We start from the raw sequence: 25,217 nt of genomic DNA, 5'->3' as shown, positions 1-25,217 counted from the left end.
CTTCAGGCGTGATGTTCGTCATTCCGGTCGGGACCTGTCGTGCCCAATTGCGGTCCTTGTTCCGGCATATGACGGTGGCTGTTTGCCGTGCGCCATTCCAATCGGGGCGCGGCTAACGCTATGGTCCCCGTCGGTGAATCGTTCGACCGTCGATCCACCGTGCCCTCGGGGGGAGGGAAGGAAACCGAAGCCATGCCCGTACCCATACCGCGGCAGAGGGCGATCCCGGCCGCGGAAGGCGGTCAGGCTCACGCTCTGCCGACGCCGACGCCCGCACCCGAGCCGGCGCCCGAATCCGTACCCACGCCCGTGGAGAGCGCACCCACACCCTTGGAGCCCGTACCCGCGCCCAGGGACATGGACCAGCAGACCAGCGGACCGGGACTCAGCCTCCTGGTGATCGAGGACGACCCGGCGGGCTCCCTGAGCCTGCCCCGGATGCTCGACGCCATGGGCAAGCCCATCCGTATCCGCACCGCCCGCAACCTCACCGAGGCCGAGCGGCTGCTCACCGACGACGTGCACTGCATCCTGCTCGACCTCGCCATGACGGCCCCCGCGACTCCCGCCTCCTCTGCCGCCTCCGCCGCGGCCGCGCTCTCCGCGGCCCCCGGGGAGCACGAGGACGAGCTGGCCACGCTCAAGCACGTCCTGCGCCTCGCGCCCCGGCACGCCGTCCTCGCGCTCACCGCGAACGGCGACTCCGAGCGCGGCGCGGAGGCCGTGCGGGTCGGCGCCCAGGACTATCTCTTCCGTGACGAGCTGGACGGGCGCCTCCTCAGCCGCGCCATCCGGTACGCCGTGGAGCGCAAGCGCGCGGACGCCGCCCAGCGCCAGCTGACGGAGTCGCGGCTGCGCGCCCAGGAGAACGCCCGCCTGGAGCGCGGCCTGCTTCCGACGCCGCTCCTCGACGGCTCACCGCTGCGGTTCGCCGCGCGCTACCGCCCCGGACGTTCACGGGCGCTGCTCGGCGGCGACTTCTACGACACGGTGCGCACCCCCGACGGCTCCGTGCACGTCATGATCGGCGACGTCTGCGGCCACGGCCCCGACGAGGCCGCGCTCGGCGTGGAGCTGCGGATCGCCTGGCGGGCGCTGACCTTCGCGGGTCTGTGCGGCGACGAGCTGCTCAGCACGTTGCAGAAGGTCCTGGAGCACGAGCGCGCCGACGACGAGATCTTCGCGACGCTCTGCACGGTCGACATCGCCCCGGACGGGCGCAGGGCCGGGCTCTGCCTGGCGGGCCACCCGTCACCGCTGATCGCCCGCGACGGCCGCCTCGCCGAGCTGCTGCCGTACGAGAACAACGGCCCCGCGCTGGGACTCCTGCCGAACGCCCGCTGGCCGCGCCGCCAGGTGGAGCTTGGCGGCAAGTGGAGCCTGATGCTCTACACGGACGGCCTGATAGAGGGCCGCATCGGCCAGGGCAACCAGCGTCTGGGGCAGGACGGCATGGTGGAGATGCTCCGCCGCCAGATCGCCGCGGGCCTGCGGGGCGACGAGCTCCTTGAGGCCGCGGTCAACGAGGCGCGGGAGCTGAACGGGGGCGACCTGACGGACGACGTCGCCGTGCTGCTCCTTGACCGCGACCGCTGAGTGCTTAGCGCTGGCCGCTGAGCACCGAGTGCTGAGTGCTTCCCCGCGCCCCTTACGGGTTGCGGGGCTACTGGCTTCTAGCGGCCGCCGTTGTACGGCCCGTACGGACCGTCGCTGCTGGAGCCGCGGCGTCCGCCGCCGCCTCCGCCGCCGGTGATCTGCCGCAGCGCGGGCCGTACGTCGACCATGTAGACGATGGTCGCGACGAGCCCGATGATCGGCAGGAACGACAGGATGTTGAAGATCAGGTTCACGATGAAGGCGAGCCCGAGGATGATCAGCCAGAACGGCTTGGTCTTCTTGTCCGCCGCGCGATAGGCGTCCTCGCGCCGCACCGCCGCATCGACGAGCGCGAAGCCGCTGAAGACGATCAGCGCCAACGACAGCAGCCACATGAAGTTTGCGAACCCCTGCATCAGCACAACGTCCACCACCAGTCCCGGCTCTTTAAGCCTCTTGAAGCCATACAAATCATCGAATCGTCGAGTACGCGGACACCGTACCCGCTACCGGGTGAACGGGCCGGGCACTCCGTGAGTGCCCGGCCCGTTCACCCGGTGAATGCCGTACGCGGGCCTACTTGGCGGGCGGCGTGGCCTTCTTCGCCGCGGGCTTGCGGGCGGCCGGGGCCTTCTTGGCGGCGGGCTTCTTCGCCGGGGCCGCGGCAGTGGGCTCCGACGCGTCGGAGTCCGACGTGCCCGGCTGCGACTCGGCGGAGCCCGACGTCTCATCGGCGTCCGGCTCGACGGCCACGGCCAGCTCGTTGATCTCCTCGGCGGCCTCGCCGCGCCAGGTCTTCACGGCCTGCTCGCCGTGCTCGGCGACCTCTTCGTACTTCTCGCGCGCCTTGACGGCGTACTCGGCGGCGACGCCGACCGAGCTGAGGGCGAAGCCCTGAGCGCTCTCGCTCAGCTTCTTCAGGTCGGTGTCGAGCGTGCCGAGCAGCTCGGAGACCCGGGTCTGGATGGTCTCCTGCGCCCCCTTGGCACGGGCGACGGCCTTGTCCTGGACGGCCTTGGTATCGGTGTTGCGCACGGCGTCGATACGGGCCGGCGCCTCGGCGATCAGCTGCTCGATGGCGCCCGGCACCCGCTTCGCCTGCTGGAACGCCAGGTCGGCGGTGCCGACGACGAAGTAGGCGGGGGTGGTGTCGGTGAGGGTGTTGCGCAGGTCGTCCTTGATGGCCATGGTGATGGTCCTCCCGGATTCGCGTTCAGCTTGAGGGATGGTCCTTGGGGCTGGCATCACTGCCGTCGGCCGTGCGGGGGCCGTCAGCGGTGGCGTCCACGTCGTCCACATCGTCCGCGTCGTCCGCGTACGACGACGCTTCATCCGCGTACCCCGAGACCTCGAAGCCGTTCTCTTTCCTGAACGACTCGTAGATCTGCAACAGGACCTGCTTCTGCCGCTCGTTGACGGAGGGGTCGGCGAGGATGACGGCGCGCGTCTCCAGCTCGTCCCGCTCCTTCTCGTCGAGGATCCCGGCCCGGACATACAGCGTCTCGGCGGAGATTCGCAGCGCCTTGGCCACCTGTTGCAGCACGTCGGCACTGGGCTTGCGCAGGCCGCGCTCGATCTGGCTCAGATACGGATTGGACACCCCGGCGGCGTCGGCGAGCTGCCTGAGCGAGAGCTGCGCGTTGCGCCGCTGCTCACGCAGATACTCACCGAGATTGCCGACGTTGAGTGATGCCATGCGTCGATAGTGCCTGCCGCTTGCTAACTATTGCAAGCGCCTGCTTGCAAAAGTGCGCTACGCCACTACTGGGCCGCTGTGACTCCGGGTCCCGGTAGTTCACGCAGCCGCGCCTGGACCGCGCCGAGCAGCCTCAGGACCCGCCCAGAGCTCGATCAACTCCAGGACATATTGATCTCCTGCCCGAAATTTACGTATCCAGCGCGCCGGATCGCGTCCGCCGTCCGCCGTCGGAACGTTGCCAAGGTCTGTGGACGCACGGATGCGGGGGACGTTCCGCTCGGCAAGAACCCGGGTGCCCTCGGCGAGAAGGTCGTCGATGCAGCCATTGCCACGGTGCAGGGGAAGGACCGCGACGTAGGCGATGATCGCGTTGTAGCCGTTGTGCGCCGGCAGGACGAACCCGACTGGTTCCCCGTGGGGCACCCCGCCACCAGGGGATCGCCCCCGCCCCCCCTCCTCCTGACGCCCGGTCAGCCAGCCGGTCGGTCGGTGGGTGGGTGGGTGACTGGGTCGGGCAGCCGGTGGGCCGGTCGGTCGGGCATGGTGCCGGATTCAGGAGCGGCCGGGTTCGTCGCAGGCAGTCCAGATGAGGCGACGGGCGAGCTCACTGGTGCGCCGGGCGGGACCCTGGGGTCCGAGGACGGTGGCGGTGACGTAGACGCCGTTGAGGACGAGGAGCAGTTCGTCGGCGAGCTGCTCGGGGTCGGGAGCGCAGGCGTCGGCCGCCAGGTCGCGCATCCAGTGGCGGACCCGCTGCTCGTGGTTGACCGCCACACGGTTCGCGGGGTGCTGCGGGTCGGGGAACTCGGTATGGGTGTTGAGCATGGGGCAGCCGCGGAAGGTCGGCAGTCCGGTCTCCTCGATGACGGCCGTGAGGATCGCGAGGAGCTTCTCGCGCGGGTCGTCGACCTGGTCGGTGACCTGGCGCATGCGCGCGAACCAGGCGTCGGCCCGGTCCTGCGTGAAGGCACTGGCAAGAGCGTCTTTGGTGGGGAACTGCCGATAGACAGTGGCGTTGCCGACCCCGCTCTCTTTGACCACGAGGTCCATACCGACAGCGCGGATGCCGCGCTGGTAGTACAGGCGGCTCGCCACGGCCAGGACGTGGCGCCGGTTCTCCTCCGCTGTCTTGCGAACCATGGCGCGCTCCTTCTGCTTGTCATGCGTCGCGCCGAGCCGACGCGGCGCGCGGCGCACGTGGGCGGTGGGCCCGTTGACCGCGCGCTGGGCACGGTCTCAGTTTGACAGACGGATCGATCCGTCACAAACTCCGTAACGGATCGATCCGTCACACGAGACACCTGCTCCTCACGCCCCTCAGGCCCCTCAGGCCCCTCAATCAAGTGAGTCACCCGTGCCCCGCGCCACCCGTGTCACCCGCGCCACCGGTAGACGTGATCGACGTCCACGGTGGCGTACGGATCAGCTGCTCCGACTCTCCCGTAAGCCGACCACAGTCAAGGACCAACCCCGATGAACCATCCCAGCCCCCTCTCCGCGACCCCAGCCGACCCGCCCCCCTCGCACACCCTGGTTGTCGTCGCCCACCCCGACCTCGCCTCCTCCCGGATAACCGCCCGCCTTGCCGACGCCGTGAGCGACCTCGCGCACGTCACCGTCCATGAGATCCGTCCCGCCTATCCCGATGGCCGCTTCGACATCGCCCGTGAGCAGCAACTGCTGCGCGACCACGACCGGATTGTGTGGCAGTTCCCCTGGTACTGGTACTCCGTCCCTGCGGTGCTCAAGGCATGGATCGACCAAGTCCTCACCCACGGCTTCGCCTACGGCAGCAGCGGCTCCGCACTGCGCGGCAAGACCCTCCAGTTGGTCACCTCCACAGGCGGGCCGGAAGAGTCGTACGCTCCTGTCGATCCCACCTCCCGTTTCACGCTGGCCCAGCTGCTGGCACCCCTCGACGCCACCGCCCGCCTGATCGGCATGCGTCTTGCCGAACCGCTGGTCCTGCACGGTGCCCGCACCGTCTCCGACGAGGACCTCGCCATACACGCCAAGCGCTACCGCGAGCTTCTCGACTCCACCCGACGGGCCGACTGAGCCTCGCGCACAAGGCGGTCCGGGCCGGACTCACAAGGGCGGTCCGGGCCGGAGTCACAAGGCCCGGCGCCGGCCGTCCGGGCACGTGCTGAGAGACGATGCCTCGTCTCTCATGGGACCTCAGCTCACTTCGCCGGAACCTGACGGACCGGCGACACGGACCGGAGACATCGACGGCGTCAGGTCCGCGAACGAGGTCGGCCACGCGACGTCATCGATGGCGAGCCACGGCGCAGCGGCTACGGCGGTGGGTGTCACCCCGGTGAACGCTTTGACCTCGCGGTGGAGGTGGGCCTGGTCGACGTAGCCGCTCACGGCCGCCACCTGGGCGGCGGCGTTGCCCGCCGCGAGGAGATGGGCGGCGCGGTCGAAGCGCACCAGCCGGGCGGCGCGCTTGGGGGTGACGCCGATCTGGGACCGGAAGCGGGACCACAGGCGCTTACGGCTCCATCCGAGCTCGTTCGCCAGGCTGTCGACGCGTACCCGTCCCCGGCTGGTGCGCATCAGCCACCAGGCGGCAGCCACCTCTGGATCGAGCGACGGGCGGGCGCTCAGCCGTCGGCCGAGGGCATCCGCCGCGATCGTGAACCGCTCGTCCCACGACGTGGCGGCCCGCAGCCTGTCCTCGGCCCGCCCGGCGTCGCGGCCCCAGACAGCCTCCAGGGAGACCACCTTCCCGCTGAGGTCGGTCGAGGCGCCGAGCACCGCGATCGCCAGGACCGGCGACAACCGGATCTGGAGGCACTCGATCCCCCCGGCCGCCCGGCCGCCGAGCCGAAGGTCGGGCGGTACCAGTCCAACGACCGTGCTGCCGCGTTCGCGCCGGCCGTGGGCGTCGCAGACAAGGCTGTCTCCCTCGCTCAGGTCCACGAACAGAGTCACCGAGGGGTGCGCGACCATGGCGATATCCACGCGCGCCGGGGCACGTTGGCTGAACCCGGCCATACTGACCCCCGGCAGTCGGTCCCGCTGCCGGGGCACGGCGACCTCCACCGCCGCCCAGTCATGTGGTGATTCGGTGGTCCTCACGACATCAGGCTAGGCGATGGGATTCAGCGGCCCTCGCCGCGAAGCCCAACAGCAACTCGCTTGTCTCGTCCGGAGCTTCGAGCATGGGGAAGTGTCCGACGTCGGGCAGCTGCTCGACTCGCGCGTTCGGCACCGTGTCGTAGTGGTGCGCCGAAGACGGATCCCAGCGGCGGTCGGCGGCACCGAAGATCACCAGAACCGGGACGTCGAGTGCGGTCAGGCGCGCGGGCACGTCCCTTTCGGCGATGTACGCGCTGTTCTGGCGCAGTACCGTCCTGAACCTGCGGTAGCCAATGGCCCGTGCCGCGGCGACCAGGTCGTCCGGGACGTCCACCGGGCGGTTGCACACCGCGGTCACCCCCCGGCGGAGCATCGCGTCGGAACGGACTCTCCACAGAAGCGGGCCGAGCGGCGGGGCGATCAGAACCCGGAGGAGGACGGGCTGCGGAAGGAGCGCGTCGGGACTCGGGCCACTGCTGATCAGGGCGAGCGAACCCACCAGGTCCGGGCGCTGTTCGGCGAGGGCGGTGGCGATGTATCCGCCGCTTGAGTGCCCGGCCACGGCGACCGGGCTGAGGCCGAGCTCATCGAGCGCCGCGCCCAGGCGGGCTGCCTGCTCAGGCACGTCGTACGACGGCGCGGGCGGGGACTGACCGTGGCCCGGGAGGTCGACCCGGATGACGTGATACCGGCTGGCCAGTGCCGGCACCACCGGGTCCCAGGAGCTGCCCGAGGCCCCCGATCCGTGGATGAGCACCAGCGGCGGCGCCTCCCGCCGACCGTCGTGGACGATGTGCATCCCGTGCAAGTGCTCGCCGTCGTAGATACCCATGTACGGGAGGATGCCCGGGGCACGGGCCTCGGTCTTGTACGAATGTCGTCACGGGGCCGACGGGGCCCAAGGTGCCCCGGCCTCCGGTCAGATGCGCCGCTCTCCGCCACTTCCACCGGGAGCGGACAGCCACTTCCAGCGGCGCCGCTCCGTGACGAGGGTGGTGACCGCCGCCAGGGACACGAGGACCGCCGCCCATGTCGGCCAGGCCAGCCACGACGAAGTCACAGCCGCGGCGATCTGGAGAAGCACGAGAAGGATGGTGACCCAGCCCGGTACGGCGATGATCACGCTCGCCTTGTCACCCGGAGTGGAGAAACACGTGGGAAGGCCGATCAGGAGCACCACGGACAGGACGGCGAGCAGCCACGAGTGTCCGGCCAGCGCCCAGGGGGTCGCCACCCAGGCGACGAGTTCCACCGCGAAGCGCAGAGCGGATGCGACACGGTCGTCGGGGCGGCCATCGGACCGGCCGTCGGGGCGGCCATCGGACCGGCCGTCGGACCGGCCGTCGAGTTGGTCATCAGGTCGGTCGTCGGGTCGGTCGTCGGGTCGTGCCGAAACCGATTCCCCCGCAGCGTCTGACATCCCAGGACGATCTCACGGTCGGCACTCAACTGCCAGACGGTGTGCGGTCGTTCGCGCGGGGCGAGATCGGGCCAACCCGCACCGTTTCGGACGCCGCTCGCGCAGAGTTGTCCGCGAACTCCCCCGGAATTGTCCTTGATCGGTAACGGGCGCATCCTTCCGTCGCCGTATCTCGTCCCCCCTGGTGGGTCGCAAGTGACCAGGGGATCGGCGAGGCACAGTACGCAAAGGGGCGGACATGGCACGGCACAGCAACGCACGGGGCTGGTACGGCAAGATGATCGGTGCGGCGCTCGGCGTGACACTGCTCGCCACCGGTGCCTCGGTGTGGACCGCACAGGCCGGTACCGACTCGTCGCCCAACGCGGACGCCCCCGCCACGTCGAAGGTGAAGCCGGTCGCGGCGACCATCGCGCACGCCTCGGACAAAGGAGAGCGCGGCGTCAACATCACCATCGACGACGGCCCCGACCCCAAGTGGACTCCTGAAGTCCTGAAGTTGCTGCGGGAGTACAAGGTGAAAGCCACGTTCTGCATGGTGGGGACCCAGGCGCAGGCGCACCCCGACCTCGTGAAGAAGGTCGTCGCGGACGGGCACCGCCTCTGCGACCACACGGTGTCGCACAACACCGCCATGGACAAGGAATCCGAGGCCTACCAGTCGAAGCAGATAGTCGACGCCGAACGCATGATCACCAAGGCGTCCGGGGGCGTACGGCCCATGTACTACCGCGCGCCCGGCGGGGCCTTCACTCCCTACAGCCGCAAGCTCGCCGCTTCCCACGGCATGCGCCCGCTCGGCTGGAACGTGGACACCAAGGACTTCGAGCGCCCGGGTACGGACGCCATAGTGGCCACCGTCCGGCGCGAGCTGCCCAACGGCCCCACGCTCCTCTTCCACGACGCGGGCGGCGACCGCACCCAGACCGTCGAGGCCCTGCGCCAGGTCCTGCCCCAACTCAAGCAGGACGGCCACTCCTTCGGCTTCCCGGTGCGCTGAACCCCGCCGCACCCTGGAGATAGAGGGGCGGGCCCGGAGTACCTCCGGCCGCAGCCCGGCGAGACGAGTGCCTGATAGACGAGTGCCTGATCGCCCGAGGAGTGTCGCTACGGAGCCAGTGCGCCAGACCGCTCCCCCAGGGCCCGACGCACACGCCGCATTTCCGCGCGGTCGGTAACGTTCCCCGTGTGGCTGTCTCTCTCCCCGACCTCGTCCTCCTGCGCAAGGCACGTGACCGGATGGACCGCGACTACGCGGAACCTCTGGACGTCCCGGCCCTGGCGCGGTCCGCCCTCATGTCGCCGGGGCACTTCTCGCGCAGCTTCCGCGCCGCCTACGGCGAGACGCCGTACAGCTATCTCATGACCCGCCGCATCGAGCGGGCCAAGGCGCTGCTGCGGCGCGGGGACCTGTCGGTGACGGAGGTCTGCATGGCCGTGGGCTGTACCTCGCTCGGCTCCTTCAGCACACGGTTCACCGAGCTGGTCGGCGAGAGCCCGAGCGCGTACCGGGCCCGCGACCACGACCACGGCGCCGCCATCCCCGCCTGCGTGGCCAAGACCCGCACCAGGCCGGTCAGGAACGGAGAAGCGAAACCCGACGCCGGTACGTAGCGTCGTACCCATGGAAATCAACCTCTCCCAGTGTTTCATCGCCGTCGACGACCACGACAAGGCGCTCGCCTTCTACCGCGACGTACTCGGCCTCGAAGTACGCAACGACGTCGGTTTCGAGGGCATGCGCTGGGTGACCGTCGCCTCGCCGTCGCAGCCGGACGTGGAGATCGTCCTCGAACCGCCGCTCGCCGACCCGAACGCCTCCGCCGCCGACCGGCAGGCCGCGGCCGAACTGCTCGCCAAGGGCATGCTGCGGGGCGTCATCTTCCGGAGCACCGACGTCGACGCCACCTTCGAGCGGATCCGTGCCGCGGGCGGCGAGGTGCTGCAGGAGCCGATGGACCAGCCGTACGGCGTCCGCGACTGCGCCTTCCGCGACCCGTCCGGGAACATGCTGCGGTTCAACCAGCCGCGTGAGAAGTAGACGCACCGCGAAAAGCAGAAGCGCCGCGAAAAGCAGGAGCACCGCGAGAAGCAGAAGCACCGCGAGAAGCAGAAGCACCGCGGGCGCGGCTACACCACCCACGCCCCGTCCCGCATGAGGACCCGGCCGTGCTGCTCGTGCTCGCCGCGCCAGGCCCGCACCGTTCTCGGCGTCACGCGCAGGTAGAGGAAGGGGACCTCCTCCTCGCGCGGGTCCCAGCCGAACTTCCCGGCGAATCCGTCCGCGGCCTCCGGCGGGACGTCACGGGCCGTGAAACACTCCGCCTCGCCCTGCACGAGCACCACGTCCACGGTGTCCGGCAGCGCGAGGCGCACCCGTGGCTCCGCCCGCGCGTTGCGGGCGGTCACGGAGGCCTCGCCGGTGCACAGCCAGCACGCCCGGCCGTCCCAGCGGAACCACAGGGGCACTTGGTGCGGGCCGTGCTCCGGGTGGGACGTCGACAGCCATATGTCACGCTCCCGGTCGAGGCGTGCGAGCGTCTCGCGCCTGCGCTCGGGTCCTTCACGACGAACGATCTCCGTGTTCCGCATGAGCGCCGACACTAGTCAGCGCCCCCGAGGAGCGCATGGGGCGCAGGTCCTACTCCCAGCGACCGACACCCGCTCCCACGCCCGCCCGCACCCGCACCCGCCCGCACCTGCACCCGCACTCGCACCTGCACCCGCACCTGCACCCGCACTCGCACCGAACGCATCCGCCGGGATGGTGTGTCAGGCCATGGCGAGCCGGTCCACCAGCAGTTCCACCCTCGGCTCGATGTGCTCCGGCGGCAGCCGCCCCGCTCGGGTGAGGGTGGCCAGGCCGTGCAGGGCCGCCCAGAACGTCTCGGTGAACAGTCCCGGGTCGACGCCGTCCCCGGCGACCTCACCGAGGCTCTCCAGCAGGGCGGCGAAGGCGTCCTTGAGAGGTTCCGGCGTGTCCTCGTCCGCGAACGCCAGGCCGCCGTCGAGCTGGAACAGGGCGTCGTACACCGCCGGGTTGCGTGCGGCGAAGTCGAGGTAGGTGCGGGCGAGGGCGTACACCCGGGCGCGCGGGCCGTCCGCGGCGGCGGTCGCGGCCCGCACCGCCACGGCCATCTCGGTGGCCCCTTCGATGGCGACGGCGCCGATGATCTCGCGCTTGCCGCGGAAGTGGCTGTAGAGGACGGGCTGGCTGTATTCGATGCGCTCGGCGAGCCGGCGGGTGGTGACCGCGTCCCAGCCCTGCCGCTCGGCGAGTTCGCGGGCCGTCGCCACGATGAGGCGCTCCCGCTCCGCCCGTTCGCGCTGCTTGCGTTCCTGTACCGACATGACTAGATCCTAGCACCGCTAGACAATCGAGCGGCAGTAGTACTAGCGTTGCCTCATCAGCTAGCAACGCTAGATAACGGGAGAGATCATCATGCTCAACGCACTTGAGGTGTTCGCCACTGTGGTCTTCGGCGTGATGGTGGGGGTGGAGTTCTCCGTCGCCTTTGTCATGAACCCGATCCTCAACGCACTCCCCGAGGACAGCGGCCAACTCGGCCACGCCCACGGGGGCCGGATGCTCGGCGCCGTGATGCCGTTCTGGTACATCGGCTCGCTCGTCCTCGTCGGCATCTGGGCCATCGCCGGATGGCACCACCACGGCACCGGCCTCGTCGTCACCGCCGGCGCGCTGCTGCTCGTCAGCGTGATCATGTCGCTTCTGCTGCTCGTCCCGATCAACAACCGGAACAAGACGTGGACCCCTGAAAACCGGCCCGCCGACTGGAAGGAGCAGATGAACCGCTGGAACCGCTTCCACTACGTCCGCGTCGCCATCCTCATCGCCGCCTTCGCCCTGCTGGTCGCCGCCCTCGTCTGAGCCGCCTCAGCAAGCTCCACGAAACGCACCAAACTCACCACACTCACCACACTCACCAAGCTGACGAAGCTGACCAAGCTGACGATGACTCGCAAGGGGACGAACAATGCCGCTGAAGAAGATCAACACAGTCCTGGCCGCCGCCTTCATCCTCTTCATCCTCTGGTTCGGGACGGAGTTCATCGTGAGCCCGGAGACGACGGCGCCGGACTTCGGACTGCCGAGCTGGCCGTCCGGTGACGGCGGCGGCTTTCTGATCATCAAGGGAATCCGCGACGTCGTCCTGGCCCTGGTCCTGGCCATCCTGCTGGTGACGGGCCACCGCCGGGCGCTGGGCTGGGTGCTGCTCGTGGAGGCCTTCGCCGCGTACGGCGACATGACCACCGTCCTTGCCCACCACGGCTCCGTGGCCACCGCGCTCGGCGTCCACTGCCTGACCGCGACGCTGATGGTGGTCACCGGCCTGCTGATATTGCGCGAGACCCGCAGGATCCCGGCCGCTCCGGCAGCCCCCGCCCCGCAGCACGCCTGACGCCGCCGCGGTCAGGGAAGCCGTACTCAGCGACTCTACTCAAGGCGGCTGAAGGCGACTGCCGGGGCCACCGAAGGGCGCCTCAGTCCTCCAACAGCCGTCCCGCCAGCCGCTCGATACGGGCGTGCCAGGCGGCGAGCGCCTCGTCCGTGGCCGCCGCGCTGTCGAAGGGGCCGGTCTGCGTGAGGACGAGGCGGGTGCCGTAGCCCGTGCCCTCGCCGAGCTCCCAGCGCACCTCACCCTTGGGATGCACGGCGTACGTGAGCGACACCGGGGCCCGCAGCGCGGTGACCGGGCCCGCGGAGACGCCGTCCGCCAAGAAGCCGTCAGGGGCCGTGTCGCCCTCCAACGGCTCCTCGCCGGAGCAGAGTTCGGCCCAGACCGCGTCCGCCGACCGCACCAGCTGCCGCTCGAAGCGGATGCCGCCGCCGTCGCCGTCGCCGGTCACCGTCCCGTGGCCCAGGTCGAACTGCTCCAGATACGCCTCGTGCAGTTCGCCCGCGTCCCGGCTCACCTCGGCCTTTCCACCGTCCAGGAACTGGCCGAGCGCCGAGATGCACAACTGCCAGCCCGCGGCGAAGCTCGGGGCGCCGAAGCGGTCGCCGAAGGTGTGGACCAGGGTGAGCAGCGAGCCCCGGCCGTCGGGTCCTTCCGGGGTGATCTCCCAGCGCAGGTGGTCGTCGCCCCAGCTGAAGGCGAAGAGGCGCGGCTCGTCGGCGTCGGTGACCTCGCCGGTCATACCGGGGCCCTCGTCGCCGGGAAAGTGGAAGCCCATCGCGCCGCCGGGCCGCAGCTCCAGGGTCACCTCGGAGGGGAACCACTGGGCGAGGTGCTCCGGCCGGGTGATCGCGGCCCAGACCTTGGCGGGCGGGTGCGCGAGGCGGCGCTCCATCCGCAGGACGCTGCGGCCGCCTTCCTCGTCGTGGCCGAGGGTGTCGGAGTGCGGGTTCATGAGGAGTCACCGTCCATGACGTCGAGGTGCCGTTCGAGGGCGTCGAGCCGGCCCGCCCAGAGGTGCCGGTAGTGCGCGAGCCACGCGTCGAGCTCGGCGAGGGGCTCGGGCCGCAGCTCGTACCAGCGGCGCTGCCCGTCCCGCCGCACCTTCACGAGACCCGCGTCGCGCAGGACCCGCAGATGCTTCGACGTGCCGGGCTGGCTCAGACCGAGCCGCTCGGTGAGCTCACCGACCGGACGAGGGCGTTCGAGCAGCAGATCGAGGATCTTCTGGCGGCTGGGGTCGGCAAGCACATCGAACGGTATGGGCATACCTCGAACATACCCCGCTGGCTATATAACTTCAAAGGAATGTGCGAATGGCGAATGAGCGATGGGCGGATGAGCGATGGGCGGATGAGCGATGGGCGGATGAGCGATGGGCGGATGGGCGGAGGATCCGGGCGACCGCGCCGCCCCGCTCACGCCTCCCACGGGAGCGGCCTGCTGTGCAGCACGTCGAGCCGGGAGACCGCCCTGGTCAGGACCACGTACAGGCGGCTGGGCCCGCGTCGTTCCGCCTCCGCGATGGCGGCGGGCTCGACGGCCACCACATGGTCGTACTCCAGCCCCTTCGCCATGGACGCGGGCAGCACCGTCACACGCGCGCCCAGATCGTCCGGGCCCGCACTCTCGATGCCCGCCGCGGCGAGTGCCTCGCGCAGGCGGTCCGTGTCCGCGTCGGCGGCGATGACACCGACGGAGCCCTCGCGGGACAGCGCGTCGCGCACCACGCCGACAGCGGCGGCGCCCAGATCCCGTACCTCCTTGATCCTCAACTCGCCGTCCGCACGCAGCGACCGCGCGGGCGGTACGTCGACGTCGAGCGAGGCCAGTACGCGATTGGCCAGCCCCACGATCGCCTTCGGGACGCGGAATCCGGTGGTCAGCGGGGTGACGGAGGCGTCGGGCTTGCCGAGGTGGGCGAGGAGTTCGGGCCAGCCGCGGGCGGCCCACGGTGTGGTGCCCTGGGCGAGGTCGCCGAGGACGGTGAGCGAGCCGAAGTCCGCGCGGCGGGCGATCACGCGGGCCTCCATCGGGGAGAGGTCCTGGGCCTCGTCGACGACGATGTGGCCGTACCCTTCGGGCCGTTCGAGCAGCCCCGCGATCTCGTCGAGCAGGACGAGATCGGCGGCGGACCACTTCGCCGACTTGTACGAGCGCGGGGGCCTGGTCCAGTGGATCGCCCGCTGCTCATCGGCGTCGAGGATGCCGTCGGCCGCGGCGGCGAGGGCTTCCGGGTCCGCGAGCAGGGCGGCGAGCACCTCCTCCGGCTTGACCTTGGGCCAGGCGGTTTCGACGAAGGCGGAGACGGAACGGGCTCGGGAGATCTTCTGCAGCCAGGCGTTGTTCACGGCACCCGCGCGGCGCTCGGCCTGCTCCTGGATGTACCGCACGGCACGGGTGCGCACGCGCTCGCGGCCGACGGCGTACGGGGGTTCCTCGGCGCGCACGTCCGCGATGATCCGCTCCAGATCGTCGAGCGCGACCCGCCAGGTGTACGAACCGTCCGGCACCGCGATGGAGTTGGCGGGCGGCGCGACGCGCGAGTAGAGCGCGCGGCGCAGGACCTCCGCCATCCGGGCGTCGTGCTTGACGCTCGCCGCGCTCTCGCCGTCCTGGGCCCGCACGGGGGCCTCGGCCCTGGCGATCTCGTCCGCGACGGTGGACTGCCGCACGCCGGTCTCGCCGAGCGAGGGGAGCACCTCGGCGATGTAGCGGAGGAAGGTGCGGTTGGGGCCGAGGATGAGGAGTCCGGCGCGCTGCACTCGCTGGGGATGGGTGTAGAGGAGGTACGCGGCGCGGTGCAGGCCGACGGCCGTCTTGCCGGTGCCGGGGGCGCCCTGGACGCAGACGGACGCGGTGAGTTCGCCGCGGACGAGGTCGTCCTGCTCGGGCTGGATGGTGGCGGCGATGTCGCGCATGGGGCCGACGCGGGGGCGTTCGATCTCTCCGGCGAGGATGCGGCTGCTCTGTGCGGGCGCGGTGTTCGGGGCGGGGGTGGTGCTGTGTGCGGGCGCCGTGCTCGCGGCGGGCGCAGTGCTGTGTGCGGGCGCCGTGCTCGCGGCGGGCGCGGCCAGGGGCTCGTCCTCCAGGCCCGTGAGGTCGGCGGAGTCGCCCTTGCTGCCGGGCGCCCAGCCGAAGCGGCGGCGGACGGAGACGCCTTGGGGGTCCCGGGTCCCGGCCTGGTAGAAGGCGCGGGAAACGGGGGCGCGCCAGTCCACCACGAGGGGCGGGGCCGAGGGGTGTTCGGTGATGCGGAGGCGGCCGATGTGGTAGCTCTGCCCGCGATGGTCACCGGCCTGGCCCGCTTCCGTCCCTTCGGCGGCGAAGTCGAGGCGGCCGAAGAAGAGGGGAGCCTCGGGGAGTTCGCGCATCGCTCTGGCGTGGCTGCGGAACTGGTAGCCGAGGACCTCGGCGTCGGCGCCGGACGCGGAGACGTCCGCTCCGCTGACGACCTGTTCCTCGGCGCCGTCGACCATGCCGGCGAGGGCGGTGCGGCAGGTGTCGTGGTAGCGGCGTTCCTGGGTCAGGGCTTCGTCGAGTCGCGTCATACCGTCGAGAATAATGTAACTCAGTTAAATTTGTTACCGAGAATCATAGGTGAGGTAGGCTCCCGCCATGACGGACGAAGAAATGGGCAACGGCGGCGACACGGACTCCGGCACCGGTGACACCGGCGGCACCGGTGGCACCGGCCTCCGCGAGCGCAAGAAGCAGCGGATGTACCAGGCGGTGTCCGACGCGGCGATCGCGCTCTTCCTGGAGAAGGGCTTCGATCAGGTGCCGGTCGCGGAGGTGGCGGCAGCCGCCGACATCTCCAAGCCGACCCTGTTCCGGTACTTCCCGGCCAAGGAGGACCTCGTACTGCACCGGTTCGCCGACCATCTGGACGAGGCGGCACGGGTCGTCACCGCACGCCCCGCCAAGCACTCCCCCCTGGACGCCCTGCACCGCCACTTCCTCGACGGCCTGGAGCGCCAGGACCCGGTGACAGGCCTGTGCGACAACGTCCACGTACTGGCTTTCCACCGGCTGCTGTACGGGACGCCGTCGCTGGTGGCGCGGCTGTACGGGTACCAGGAGCGGTCGGAGAAGGCGCTGGGGGACGCACTGAGCGAGGCGTCGGGCGGGACGCCGGCCGGAGCACCGGGCGGAGCACCGGACGGAGCACCGGACGGAGCACCGGACGGAGGTGACGGCGACAAGCTCGCCGCGCGCCTGGCCGCCGGCCAGATCATCGCCGTACAGCGCATTCTCGCCCTGGACATCTGGCGCCGGGTCGACGCGGGCGAGAAGGCGGAAGCGGTCCGGCCGGACGCGGTGATGGCGACGAACCGGGCGTTCGGGCAGCTGCGGTCGGGGTTGACGCGGTACGCGTGAGAGCCGAGGGCGCGAGGGCCTGAAGACGCAACGCCGCGAGGCGCGACGGCCTGAAGGCGCGAGGCGCGAAGGCCGCGAAGGCGCGAAGGCGCGAAGCCTGCTCGCCTCTACTCGCCCCCCGCCCCCTCCACCATCACGGCCACCCCGTCGAGCACCCGCCCGATCCCGAACTCGAACTCCGCGTCCTCGGCGTCGGCGACATCCAGGACGCCCGCCGCGAGCAGCCGACGCAGCGAGGGGAAGCGGTCCGGGGCGGTAGAGGTGAGCGCGTCGACGGTGCGGGCGTACCGCCGCATCACCTCGTCGGGCTCCTGGCCGCCGGACCGCATGCCCGCGTCCAGGTCCGCCATGAGCGTGACCTCGTTCCGCACGAAGCCGCCGATGAGCATCAGGACGGACGGCTTCCAGCCCTCCTCCAGGCCGCTCCCGTCGAGCGCCGCGAGGCCCTGCTCCATCCACTCCAGCTGGCGGGGCGTCGCGGGCGGCCCGCTGATGGGGATGCGCACGAGCCACAGATTGCGCCGGAAGACATCGCGCTGGGCCCGCGCCCACCACTCCAGGCGCGCCCGCCACCCCACGACGTCCGACGGCAGCTCGGGCGGCGAACCCGTGGCGGCGTCCTGCATGAGGACGTACAGCTCGTCCCTCGAAGAGACGTACCGGTAGAGGGACATCGGCGCGACGCCGAGCGCCTTGGCGACGCGCCCCATGGAGACCGCGCCGATCCCCTCCGCCGCGGCGATGGCGACGCCCGCGTCGACGATGCGGTCGAGGCTCAGCCCCGGCTTGGGCCCCTTCGACGGGCGTTCTCGCAGCCCCCAGGCCGTTTCGAGGGTCGCGGAGAGCCCCGTGTCACCCGCGCCCCCGCCCACGACGTCCCCCGCGGCCCCGCCCACGGCGTCACCCGCGCCCCTGCCCACGACGTCACCCGCGGCCCTGCCCACGGCGTCACCCGCGGCCTCGCCCGCATCCACACCTTCACGATCCGCCGCCATGATCCGCCGCTACCTCCTCGTGAGCTGCCGTGCTTGACGCACATCGTAGTTCTGCGTAACCCTTACTCAGTAATGCGTATGCCTTACGCAATAGAGCGCAATAGGTCGGGGCGCGGCCAGAGCGCCACGCGACCGGGGGAGAAACCCATGCCACCACCCGCACCACCGGCGGCCATCGAGGCGACAGCCCTCACCAAGTCCTACGGATCCGGATCCAGATCCGCAGGACTTGGATCTGGATCCGGATCCAGATCCGGCGGCCGAGCCGTACCCGTCCTGCGCGGCATCGACCTCCACGTCCCGCCAGGCACCGTCTTCGCCCTCCTCGGGCCGAACGGCGCGGGCAAGACGACAGCCGTCCGCATCCTCGCCACGCTCACCACGCCCGACGCGGGCACGGCACGGGTGGCGGGCCACGACATCCGTACCGGGCGGCGCGAGGTCCGCCGCGCGATCAGCCTCACCGGCCAGTTCGCGGCGGTCGACGAGACGCAGACCGGCGCGGAGAACCTCCGCATGATGGCGAGGCTCACGGGCCTGACCCGACCCGAGTCCCGTGCCAAAGCCGCCGAACTCCTGGACCGTTTCGGCCTCACGGAATCGGGAGACCGCCTGGTCCGCACGTACTCGGGAGGCATGCGCCGCCGCGTCGACCTGGCGGCGGGCCTGGTGGGCGACCCGGAGGTCATCTTCCTCGACGAGCCGACGACGGGCCTCGACCCGCGCAGCCGCCAGGAGATGTGGCAGGTGGTACGCGACCTGACGGCACAAGGCACGACGGTCTTCCTGACCACTCAATACCTGGAGGAGGCGGACCGGCTGGCGGACCACATCGCGGTGTTGCACGAGGGGAAGATCGCGGCAGAGGGATCGCCGTCGACCCTCAAGTCCCTGGTGGCGGGCCACCGCCTGGACGCGACGGTCACCACCCAGGAGGCCTACCTCCACCTCTCCCCCAGGGCCACGCACCACTCCCCCGAAACCCTGACGCTCGGCTTCCCGACGGACGGCACGGCAGGCGACGTACGAGACCTTCTTGACGAACTCGACCCGCACCGGACCGAGTTGGCGACCTTCGCCCTCCGCACGACAAGCCTTGACGACGTCTTCCTGGCCCTCACGAACCCGTCACAGCCGAAGGAGACGCGGAACGAGACAGAGGGGATGACCCATGTCTGAAGCCCTGGTCATGACCGGCCGCGCGATCCGCGTCAGCCGCCGCAACGTGGACGCCCTGATCACCTCCATGGCGCTCCCCGTGATGCTCCTCCTGATCTTCGTCTACTTCTTCGGCGGCGCGATCAGGACGGACACCAGGTCGTACGTCTTGTACGTGGTCCCCGGCGTCCTCCTCCTCTGCGCCGGATTCGGCTCGTCGAACACGGCGATCGCGGTCACGGAGGATCTCAAGGGCGGCATCATCGACCGCTTCCGCTCGCTCGACATCGGCGGCACCCAGATCCTGGCGGGCCACGTCGTCGCCTCGGTGGCCCGCAACCTCATCGCCACGACGCTGGTCCTCGCCCTGGCCTTCGCGATCGGCTTCCGCCCGTCGGCGACCCCCGCGGCCTGGTTCGCGGCGACGGCCATCCTCCTGGCGTTCATCCTGGCCCTGTCCTGGCTCTCGGCGACGGTCGGCCTCCTGGCCAAGTCCCCGGAGGCGGCGGGCGGCTTCACGTTCTTCGTGAGCTTCCTCCCCTACCCGAGCAGCGCCTTCGTCCCGGCGGACTCGATGCCCGGCTGGCTCAGGCCCTTCGTCGACAACCAACCGGTGACGCAGGTCATCGACTCCCTCCGCGGCCTGCTCCTCGGCCAGCCGGTGGGCTCGACGCCTTGGGTGGCCCTGGCCTGGTGCGCGGGCATCCTGGCCGCCTCGGTGGGGGCTTCGGGGGTGCTGTTCAGGAGGCGGACGGCATGAGGGGCGCAAGAGACGTAAGGGAGGTAAGGGAGGTAAGGGACGGCAGAGAGATGAGGTCGCGTGAGATATGAGGGCGCATGAGATGTCAGGGGCGCATGAGATGTGAGGGGTTCAGCGCTCCCGGCGCAGGCCCAGTGAGGCCTTCGCCGCGTCCAAGGTCATCGCGTACGAATCGACCGCGCGCCGCACGTTCGGGCTGTCCACGGCGCCGCTCTCCAGCCGGTCCAGGTCCACGTAGGCGGACCGGACGAGCTCGATCCAGCGGTACACCCGCCAGTCCTGCTCCCACCCCTTGGTGTACTCGGGCGGGAGCACGCGGGCCCACCGCGCGAACAGACGCTGTCTGATCTCGACCCGCGTCGGTGTGAGATGCAGATGGCGCACCAGGTCGTAGAGCGGATCACCGATCATGGCCAACTCCCAGTCGATCATGGTGAGTCGGCCGCCGGGCCCGGACCGCACGAGGTTCCACGGGTTGAGGTCGCCGTGGAGCAGTACCGAGGGGCGCGGTGTGGTGTCGTGCCTGCCGAGGATCTCCTGTAGCCGCCACCCGTTCGGGAGACCGCGGGAGCGGGCCTGACGCTGGGTCTCCTTGGACAGCGAGTGCACGAACCGGACCAGTTCCGCGCTGAGCCTGCCGTAGAAGCCGGTCTGCGGCGCGGCAGGATCGAGCCCGCGGTGGTCGACCCGGGTCAGTGCGTGGAGCTGGTCCACGAGGTTGTCCGCCTCGTTGGGCAGCAGGCCGTGGACAGGGTGGTTCGGCGGCTGCTCGCCGACCAGCGGGCCCTCGTAGGAGTGGACGGCGAACAGGTCGCCCCTGCCGCTGATCCCGAGGGCGAGGATCCTCGGCGCGCTGACCCCGGCCTGCGACTTCTCGATGGCGGCGAGCACGGCGTGTTCGCTGAGGAACCCGCCCTCCTGACGCGGCACGGCACCTGCCTTGCGCCTCACCACGACGGGCCGCTCGACCCCGTCCACACGCACCACCGTGTTGAGATGGGCCGTGCCCTTGAACACCCGGTGCTGCTGCGCTGCGCCCTCCGCGGCCAGCGCCTTCAGTACGGCGGTCCGGGGGAAGTCGGGGCGCTCCGGAACGCGTTCGTCGGGCTGCCAGGAGAGGGTGGACACGGGCGAGGGGCCCTCGTCCGACGCTGCCGCGTGCCGGCTCTCGATCCGGGCCGCCTGCCACCGGAAGAGCGCGCGCTCGACCACGCTCGCCTCGGGCAGCCGCGCGAGACCGAGCGGCTTCTCCGCCGCGTGCAGGCACTGGCGTACGGATTCGGCCGCCGCGCCCAGACGTGTGCTGTCGAGCGTCTCCCCCAGGGAGGCCGCCGCCCTCATCACGTCGAGATGGACGGCACGGACCTGTTCGAGGGCGATGTAGCTCCAGACGTCCGCCCTGACCCTCTTCACGGCCGCGGGTCTGCGCCCGCTCATGGCGCGGACCCAGGCGTCGATCACCTCCGGCCACTGGAATTCGGGATACCGCATGCGCACCAGATGGGACGCCAGGTCGTAGGCGGGGTCGCCGTAGACCGCCCGGGACCAGTCGAGACTCACCGGAAGATCCCGGTCGTACGGCTTCCCGTCGTACGGCTTCCCGTCGTACGGCTTCCGGTCGTACGGGAGGAGGACCGTGGCCCGGCACAGGTCCGTGTGCAGGAGGCTGTACGGGCGCCGCGCCATGGAGGGCGACCGCCCGGCGCACTGGACCAGGGCGTCGGGCCCGATGCCGAACGCGTCGAGGAGGCCGCCGAATTCGGCCCACATCGGCCGCACGTCACGCGCGTGCGTGTGCCGGGCGAGGTCCCGCAGGAACCCTCCGCTGTCCCGCTCGTCGTGCGGCCAGCCGCCGACGGGGATCAGGAGTGACTCCTTGCGCACCAGAGCCAGCTGTGCGAGCAGCTCGGCGATGGCCTTGATCAGCTGCGAGTCGACCGGCTTACCGTCCTCGGGGGTGACCAGGCGGTCCGGCAGCCCGGGGAGCACGGGGCGGTGGACGTCACGGAAGACCGGGGATCCGTCCGCCCAGGCGCTGATCGACACGTGCTGCTCCTGATGCTCGCGCGCGTACACGAAGTTGCCGCACAGCCTTGACTACGCACACTCTTCCACGCGGCACGAGGGCAGCACACGGGCGAGAGCAGCCAAGGATGTGACGCGCTATGTAACGCGCTCATCCGCCGGGCGTTACTCGGCGAGCAGGACGAGAAGCACCCGCACAGGCGGTGTGGAACCCGCGCCGGACCCGCGCCGGGCACGCCTCGGACCCGCGCCGGACCCGCGCCGGACCCGCCTCGGCCCGCGTCAGCCCCGCGTCAGCCCTGTGCGCGAAGGATCTTGAGAACGGGTTCGAGGGATCTGACGATGTGCTCGGGCCTGACCCCCGCGGCCCGCAACAGCTCTTCCTTGTGATCGGTACGCGCGTAGCCCAGGAAGCTCACCCCGGCCCGCCCCGCGGCTTCGTGGTCGGTGGGTGCGTCGCCGATCATCAGCGCCGCGGAGGGGGCCGCGCCCATGGCGCTCAGGGCGCGGGTGACGCAGTGCGGGTGGGGTTTGAGCAGATCGAGGTTCTGGGTGCGGCCGTAGATGTGCGGGGCGAAGCAGTGCGTGAGGCCGCGCGATTCGAGGTACCTCGTCACCGCACGCGCGGAATTGTTGGTGGTGACCGCGAGCCGGGTGTCGGCATTGACCCAGGTCTGGATCACGGGGTCGGCGTACGGAGTCGGATACGCGGTCGCTGTCGCCGTCAGCTCCTCCTGAGTGAGCTGCTCCTCGATCTCGGTGATCAGATCGCTGCCGGGGTGCCGGGCGGCGACGGCGCGCATGACGACCTGTGGGTCCGCCTCCGCCCGCATCTTCTCGGACAGCAGACCGCGCAGGCCCCGCTCCCCCAACCCGCGCAACATGCCCGCCGCGATCCGCTCGGCCTTGTGCTGTGCGAACAACTGGCAGATGGGCCCGTCGAAGTCGAAGAGGACGAAGCGGGCTCGAACGACCAGCTCTCGAAGACTTTTGATCTCTTCTGTCATCTGTTCGGTCTGCGTCGTATCAGGAGTCACTAAGAGAGTGTCAGGTCCGTCGCGATGGTTGCCCAGAGTGCGTCGAACCATTTCTGGGACTCCTCCACGAAGGCGGCGTCCCGGGGGGCCGCACTCTTGTCGAAGGAGAACAGGGGCGACTTCAGCCCCGCGACGTCGAACGCCTCCAACTCCGCGCTGCCGAGGTCCAGCGTGCTGCGCTCGATCGTGTAGTAGGCGAGGAGCGCCTCCTTCTGGTTGAGCAGATAGAGCTTGACCGGCGGTGTGAACGGCAGTGCGCGGAACGACACGTCGACGTCGATGCCGTGCGAGGCGCGCAGCACCCGCAGGTTGTGGCGCAGGACCTGCCCCTGGGTGTTGCGCAGCGCGAGCCAGCGCCGGTGGACCTTGCCGTCCTCGTCTCCCTGGCCGTCGACCGCCCTGGGGAACGCCAGGTCGATGTCGCTGCTGGGCAGCAGGATGCGGACGCTGATCGATTCCGGGCGGATGAGTCCCTCGTGGATGCGGCGCAGGGGGTCACCGAGCGCCAGGATCAGCGTCTCCGCCGTGTAGGACACCACGTCGATCCGTACCTGGGGCTCCGAGAACGCCGCCGCGAGCCGTGGCGCGAGGCCGACCATCGAGGCCTGCGGCTCCTCGGCCGCCGAAGTCGACACCGGCGGCTCCGCCGCGATCCGTGGCGGGCTGCCCTTGCTCACGTTGGCCAGGAGGCCGTCGGCCTGCAGCGTCTTCAGCGCCTGGCGCACCGTCCCCCGCTCCACGCCGAACTCCTTCGCGAGCACCGCCTGCGTGGGGAGCCGGTCGCCCGGCTTGAGGTCGCCGGAACGGATGCGGTCGCGAAGGATGTCTGCGATGTCCTGGGGAGTGAGCTTTCTGCTGCCGTTCACTGCAACGTTCTCCTGGGTCACAACCAGACGATACAACTCCTCGCCATCTCAGGGCAGTTGTCTTGAAGTTGTTTATGTTGCGGGACCAAGAGGGGACAACTTAAGTGAAGTTGGTTGCCAACTCATTCGAGATGGCAGAAGGGGGAACCATCATGGCTGTCCTCGCTCTTCTCACCGCCTTGTCCACGGTCGGCTTCGAGCAGTTCGTGCAGTGGCGGTACGGGGCCACGGGCATCGTCGGCCTGCTGTTCCTGACCGTCGGAATCAAGACGAAGAGCCCCACGTGCAGCTCCATCGGCGCGGTCGTGATCGCGCTGGTGATGACCGGGCCCGCGATCTAGTCACGGGCGGCCCAGAGCCCCTCACGCGTCAGCCGCGCGCCGGCTCCAGGTCCAGGTCCTGGCTGATCGTGCCCCAGAGCGCGTCGAACCAGAGGTGGGACTGCTCCACGAACGTCGTGTCCCGCGGCCCGTCACCCTGGTGGAAGGGGAAGAGCATCGACTGCGCGCCCTGGGCGTCGTACATCTCCAGGTACTCGTGGTCGATCTCCTCGCTCTGCCTGGCGAGGGTGTAGTACGCGAAGAGCGCTTCGGATCCGTTGAGGAGATACAGCTTCACCGGCGGTGTGAACGGCAGCGCACGGAACGAGACCTGTACGTCGACATCGTGCGAGGCCCGCAGGGCGAGGAGGTTGTGGCGCAGGACCTGCCCCTGCGCGTTGCGCTGGTCGAGCCAGTGTCTGTGCACGTGGCCGCCCTCGTCGTCCCCGCTGTCCACCGGCGCGGGAAAGGCGAGGTCGATGCTGCGACTCGGCAGCAGTACGCGGACGGAGACCTTGGCCGGTTTCCGCTGTCCGGCGTGGATCTGACGGAGCGGTTCACCGATCGCCATCGTGAGTGAGACGGAGGTCAGGCAGAGCGCGTCGATCCGCACGTGGGGCGCCTCGAACGCGGCGGCGACGCGCGGGGCGAGGCCGACCATGGTCGACTGCGGCCTGACGCCGCAGGGCCCGGACAGCCAGTGCCCCGCGGGCTCGGCGACCGTGGCCGGGCTGCCCTTGGACACGTTCGCCAGCAGGTTCTCGCCCTGCAGGGTGCGCAGCGCCTCACGTATCGCGCCACGCTCCACGCCGAACTCGTCGGCCAACTCGGCCTGAGTGGGCATGCGCTGGCCGGGCCGCAGCGACCCGGACCTGATCCGGTCGCGAAGCTCGTCGGCCACCTCGCGGTGAGACCTGTGCGGCCTCTTCATCCCCTTGACAGGGGCAGGTTCCGTGCTCACAACCGAACGGTACAACTTCGCGCCAACTTTGGGGAGTTGCTGTGAAGTTGCTCAGAAGGTGGTTACTAATCGAGCCATCGCGGAGATAACTCAGGTGAAGTTGGCGGCCAACTTAGGCAGCCTGGCAGGAACCCTGAGGGGTTGGCGGCCGGGGGGTGCCCATCGGATGGCCGTCGACCGAGCAGGACGGGGCTCGCCGCCCCGTCCCGGAAGGGGGGAACGTCATGCCGCTCATCGCCCTCGTCATCGCCGCCCTCGCCATCGGATTCGAGCAGCTCGTCCAGTGGAAGTACGGCCCGCTGGGCATCGTCGCCTTCGTCCTGCTGACGGTGGGCGTCAAGGCCAAGAACACCAAGATCAGCGGCGTGGGGGCCGCGCTCCTCGTCCTGCTGCTCGCCCAGTCGGGCTGACAAGTGCTGGCTGACCGGGTTCTCCCATCCGGAGGGGAGCCGGGAGCCCGGTCAGTCATTGATCCGAGGGAGGGGGAGTGGGAGT

Annotated in this window: 29 protein-coding genes and 1 pseudogene; 12 read left to right on the top strand and 18 right to left on the bottom strand. The window is 70.2% G+C overall.

Annotated features, from left to right (window positions below; genetic code table 11):
• Positions 1–120: 120 nt before the first annotated feature.
• Positions 121–1,596 carry a PP2C family protein-serine/threonine phosphatase gene (locus ACFVXC_RS39130; RefSeq protein ID WP_389915922.1) on the top strand — a complete coding sequence of 492 codons (1,476 nt, stop codon included), beginning with the start codon at positions 121–123 and terminating at the stop codon, positions 1,594–1,596.
• A gap of 77 nt (positions 1,597–1,673) precedes the next feature.
• On the opposite strand, the gene ACFVXC_RS39125 is transcribed toward ACFVXC_RS39130, so the two are convergent.
• From ACFVXC_RS39125 to ACFVXC_RS39105, 5 genes and pseudogenes are all read right to left on the bottom strand, one after another.
• A complete protein-coding gene (locus tag ACFVXC_RS39125) occupies positions 1,674–2,012 on the bottom strand; it encodes a DUF2516 family protein (protein WP_389915919.1) in 339 nt (112 codons plus the stop codon).
• Positions 2,013–2,172: 160 nt separating this feature from the next.
• The gene (locus ACFVXC_RS39120) at positions 2,173–2,784 is read right to left on the bottom strand and encodes a hypothetical protein (RefSeq protein ID WP_389915916.1); all 612 of its coding nucleotides are present in this window, start codon (positions 2,782–2,784) and stop codon (positions 2,173–2,175) included.
• 25 nt (positions 2,785–2,809) lie between these two features.
• Positions 2,810–3,292, bottom strand: a complete 483-nt coding sequence (locus tag ACFVXC_RS39115; protein WP_389915914.1) for a helix-turn-helix domain-containing protein — start codon at positions 3,290–3,292, stop codon at positions 2,810–2,812.
• Positions 3,293–3,447: 155 nt separating this feature from the next.
• A pseudogene (locus tag ACFVXC_RS39110) lies at positions 3,448–3,718 on the bottom strand (GNAT family N-acetyltransferase); the annotation flags it as partial.
• A 129-nt stretch (positions 3,719–3,847) separates the two neighbouring features.
• Positions 3,848–4,435 carry a TetR/AcrR family transcriptional regulator gene (locus ACFVXC_RS39105; RefSeq protein WP_389915912.1) on the bottom strand — a complete coding sequence of 196 codons (588 nt, stop codon included), beginning with the start codon at positions 4,433–4,435 and terminating at the stop codon, positions 3,848–3,850.
• Positions 4,436–4,768: 333 nt separating this feature from the next.
• Here ACFVXC_RS39105 and ACFVXC_RS39100 point away from each other — a divergent pair, with 333 nt between their 5' ends.
• Complete coding sequence (locus ACFVXC_RS39100) at positions 4,769–5,353, top strand: NAD(P)H-dependent oxidoreductase (RefSeq protein WP_389915909.1); 585 nt, start codon at positions 4,769–4,771, stop codon at positions 5,351–5,353.
• A gap of 120 nt (positions 5,354–5,473) precedes the next feature.
• Here ACFVXC_RS39100 and ACFVXC_RS39095 read toward each other — a convergent pair whose 3' ends face one another.
• From ACFVXC_RS39095 to ACFVXC_RS39085, 3 genes are all read right to left on the bottom strand, one after another.
• Positions 5,474–6,382 (bottom strand): helix-turn-helix domain-containing protein, encoded by a 909-nt coding sequence (locus ACFVXC_RS39095; protein ID WP_389915906.1) that lies wholly within the window; start codon positions 6,380–6,382, stop codon positions 5,474–5,476.
• A 4-nt stretch (positions 6,383–6,386) separates the two neighbouring features.
• On the bottom strand, positions 6,387–7,214 hold the full coding sequence (locus ACFVXC_RS39090; RefSeq protein ID WP_389915904.1) for an alpha/beta fold hydrolase: 828 nt from the start codon (positions 7,212–7,214) through the stop codon (positions 6,387–6,389).
• 87 nt (positions 7,215–7,301) lie between these two features.
• Positions 7,302–7,802, bottom strand: a complete 501-nt coding sequence (locus ACFVXC_RS39085) for a hypothetical protein (protein ID WP_389915901.1) — start codon at positions 7,800–7,802, stop codon at positions 7,302–7,304.
• Between the two features lie 238 nt (positions 7,803–8,040).
• Between ACFVXC_RS39085 and ACFVXC_RS39080 the strand changes: the two genes are divergently transcribed.
• From ACFVXC_RS39080 to ACFVXC_RS39070, 3 genes are all read left to right on the top strand, one after another.
• Entirely contained in the window at positions 8,041–8,802 is a 762-nt protein-coding gene (locus ACFVXC_RS39080; RefSeq protein ID WP_389915899.1) for a polysaccharide deacetylase family protein, read from the top strand.
• 239 nt (positions 8,803–9,041) lie between these two features.
• Positions 9,042–9,416, top strand: a complete 375-nt coding sequence (locus tag ACFVXC_RS39075; protein WP_389916004.1) for a helix-turn-helix transcriptional regulator — start codon at positions 9,042–9,044, stop codon at positions 9,414–9,416.
• Between the two features lie 10 nt (positions 9,417–9,426).
• Complete coding sequence (locus ACFVXC_RS39070; protein WP_389915897.1) at positions 9,427–9,843, top strand: VOC family protein; 417 nt, start codon at positions 9,427–9,429, stop codon at positions 9,841–9,843.
• A gap of 89 nt (positions 9,844–9,932) precedes the next feature.
• Here ACFVXC_RS39070 and ACFVXC_RS39065 read toward each other — a convergent pair whose 3' ends face one another.
• On the bottom strand, positions 9,933–10,394 hold the full coding sequence (locus ACFVXC_RS39065; protein WP_389915895.1) for a pyridoxamine 5'-phosphate oxidase family protein: 462 nt from the start codon (positions 10,392–10,394) through the stop codon (positions 9,933–9,935).
• Between the two features lie 180 nt (positions 10,395–10,574).
• Positions 10,575–11,153, bottom strand: coding sequence for a TetR/AcrR family transcriptional regulator (locus ACFVXC_RS39060; protein WP_389915893.1), 579 nt, complete (start codon positions 11,151–11,153; stop codon positions 10,575–10,577).
• Between the two features lie 91 nt (positions 11,154–11,244).
• Here ACFVXC_RS39060 and ACFVXC_RS39055 point away from each other — a divergent pair, with 91 nt between their 5' ends.
• Both ACFVXC_RS39055 and ACFVXC_RS39050 read left to right on the top strand, forming a co-directional pair.
• Positions 11,245–11,691: an anthrone oxygenase family protein gene (locus ACFVXC_RS39055; RefSeq protein ID WP_389915890.1), complete on the top strand. Its 447-nt coding sequence runs from the start codon at positions 11,245–11,247 to the stop codon at positions 11,689–11,691.
• A 106-nt stretch (positions 11,692–11,797) separates the two neighbouring features.
• Complete coding sequence (locus tag ACFVXC_RS39050) at positions 11,798–12,223, top strand: DUF4267 domain-containing protein (RefSeq protein ID WP_389915887.1); 426 nt, start codon at positions 11,798–11,800, stop codon at positions 12,221–12,223.
• An 82-nt stretch (positions 12,224–12,305) separates the two neighbouring features.
• On the opposite strand, the gene ACFVXC_RS39045 is transcribed toward ACFVXC_RS39050, so the two are convergent.
• The 3 genes from ACFVXC_RS39045 to ACFVXC_RS39035 all read right to left on the bottom strand — a co-directional run bounded on the left by ACFVXC_RS39045 (position 12,306) and on the right by ACFVXC_RS39035 (position 15,771).
• Positions 12,306–13,175, bottom strand: a complete 870-nt coding sequence (locus tag ACFVXC_RS39045) for an SRPBCC family protein (RefSeq protein WP_389915886.1) — start codon at positions 13,173–13,175, stop codon at positions 12,306–12,308.
• Complete coding sequence (locus ACFVXC_RS39040) at positions 13,172–13,489, bottom strand: ArsR/SmtB family transcription factor (RefSeq protein WP_389915883.1); 318 nt, start codon at positions 13,487–13,489, stop codon at positions 13,172–13,174. The genes ACFVXC_RS39045 and ACFVXC_RS39040 overlap by 4 nt, the downstream gene beginning before the upstream one ends.
• A gap of 149 nt (positions 13,490–13,638) precedes the next feature.
• Entirely contained in the window at positions 13,639–15,771 is a 2,133-nt protein-coding gene (locus ACFVXC_RS39035) for a HelD family protein (protein WP_389915880.1), read from the bottom strand.
• Positions 15,772–15,838: 67 nt separating this feature from the next.
• Between ACFVXC_RS39035 and ACFVXC_RS39030 the strand changes: the two genes are divergently transcribed.
• Positions 15,839–16,600 (top strand): TetR family transcriptional regulator, encoded by a 762-nt coding sequence (locus ACFVXC_RS39030; RefSeq protein ID WP_389915878.1) that lies wholly within the window; start codon positions 15,839–15,841, stop codon positions 16,598–16,600.
• A gap of 107 nt (positions 16,601–16,707) precedes the next feature.
• On the opposite strand, the gene ACFVXC_RS39025 is transcribed toward ACFVXC_RS39030, so the two are convergent.
• Entirely contained in the window at positions 16,708–17,595 is an 888-nt protein-coding gene (locus tag ACFVXC_RS39025; RefSeq protein WP_389915875.1) for a TetR/AcrR family transcriptional regulator, read from the bottom strand.
• A 147-nt stretch (positions 17,596–17,742) separates the two neighbouring features.
• Between ACFVXC_RS39025 and ACFVXC_RS39020 the strand changes: the two genes are divergently transcribed.
• Together ACFVXC_RS39020 and ACFVXC_RS39015 are read left to right on the top strand one after the other, a co-directional pair.
• The gene (locus tag ACFVXC_RS39020; RefSeq protein ID WP_389915872.1) at positions 17,743–18,774 is read left to right on the top strand and encodes an ATP-binding cassette domain-containing protein; all 1,032 of its coding nucleotides are present in this window, start codon (positions 17,743–17,745) and stop codon (positions 18,772–18,774) included.
• A complete protein-coding gene (locus ACFVXC_RS39015; RefSeq protein ID WP_389915869.1) occupies positions 18,767–19,513 on the top strand; it encodes an ABC transporter permease in 747 nt (248 codons plus the stop codon). The genes ACFVXC_RS39020 and ACFVXC_RS39015 overlap by 8 nt, the downstream gene beginning before the upstream one ends.
• A 111-nt stretch (positions 19,514–19,624) precedes the next feature.
• Here the strand turns inward: ACFVXC_RS39015 and ACFVXC_RS39010 are convergent, their stop codons facing one another.
• The 3 genes from ACFVXC_RS39010 to ACFVXC_RS39000 all read right to left on the bottom strand — a co-directional run bounded on the left by ACFVXC_RS39010 (position 19,625) and on the right by ACFVXC_RS39000 (position 23,468).
• On the bottom strand, positions 19,625–21,559 hold the full coding sequence (locus tag ACFVXC_RS39010; RefSeq protein WP_389915866.1) for a phosphotransferase: 1,935 nt from the start codon (positions 21,557–21,559) through the stop codon (positions 19,625–19,627).
• A gap of 272 nt (positions 21,560–21,831) precedes the next feature.
• Complete coding sequence (locus ACFVXC_RS39005) at positions 21,832–22,545, bottom strand: HAD family hydrolase (protein ID WP_389915863.1); 714 nt, start codon at positions 22,543–22,545, stop codon at positions 21,832–21,834.
• Between the two features lie 29 nt (positions 22,546–22,574).
• Positions 22,575–23,468, bottom strand: a complete 894-nt coding sequence (locus ACFVXC_RS39000; RefSeq protein WP_389916001.1) for a GntR family transcriptional regulator — start codon at positions 23,466–23,468, stop codon at positions 22,575–22,577.
• A gap of 125 nt (positions 23,469–23,593) precedes the next feature.
• Here ACFVXC_RS39000 and ACFVXC_RS38995 point away from each other — a divergent pair, with 125 nt between their 5' ends.
• Positions 23,594–23,782: a hypothetical protein gene (locus ACFVXC_RS38995; RefSeq protein ID WP_389915861.1), complete on the top strand. Its 189-nt coding sequence runs from the start codon at positions 23,594–23,596 to the stop codon at positions 23,780–23,782.
• A gap of 28 nt (positions 23,783–23,810) precedes the next feature.
• Here ACFVXC_RS38995 and ACFVXC_RS38990 read toward each other — a convergent pair whose 3' ends face one another.
• The gene (locus tag ACFVXC_RS38990; RefSeq protein WP_389915998.1) at positions 23,811–24,692 is read right to left on the bottom strand and encodes a winged helix-turn-helix domain-containing protein; all 882 of its coding nucleotides are present in this window, start codon (positions 24,690–24,692) and stop codon (positions 23,811–23,813) included.
• A 254-nt stretch (positions 24,693–24,946) separates the two neighbouring features.
• Between ACFVXC_RS38990 and ACFVXC_RS38985 the strand changes: the two genes are divergently transcribed.
• A complete protein-coding gene (locus ACFVXC_RS38985) occupies positions 24,947–25,132 on the top strand; it encodes a hypothetical protein (protein WP_389915858.1) in 186 nt (61 codons plus the stop codon).
• Positions 25,133–25,217: the final 85 nt, after the last annotated feature.

Source organism: Streptomyces sp. NPDC058257, assembly GCF_042881845.1.
In the GTDB taxonomy this organism is placed as follows: domain Bacteria; phylum Actinomycetota; class Actinomycetes; order Streptomycetales; family Streptomycetaceae; genus Streptomyces.
The sequence above is the reverse complement of the archived record's forward strand: the minus strand, read 5'-3'. Positions and strand labels throughout refer to the sequence as shown.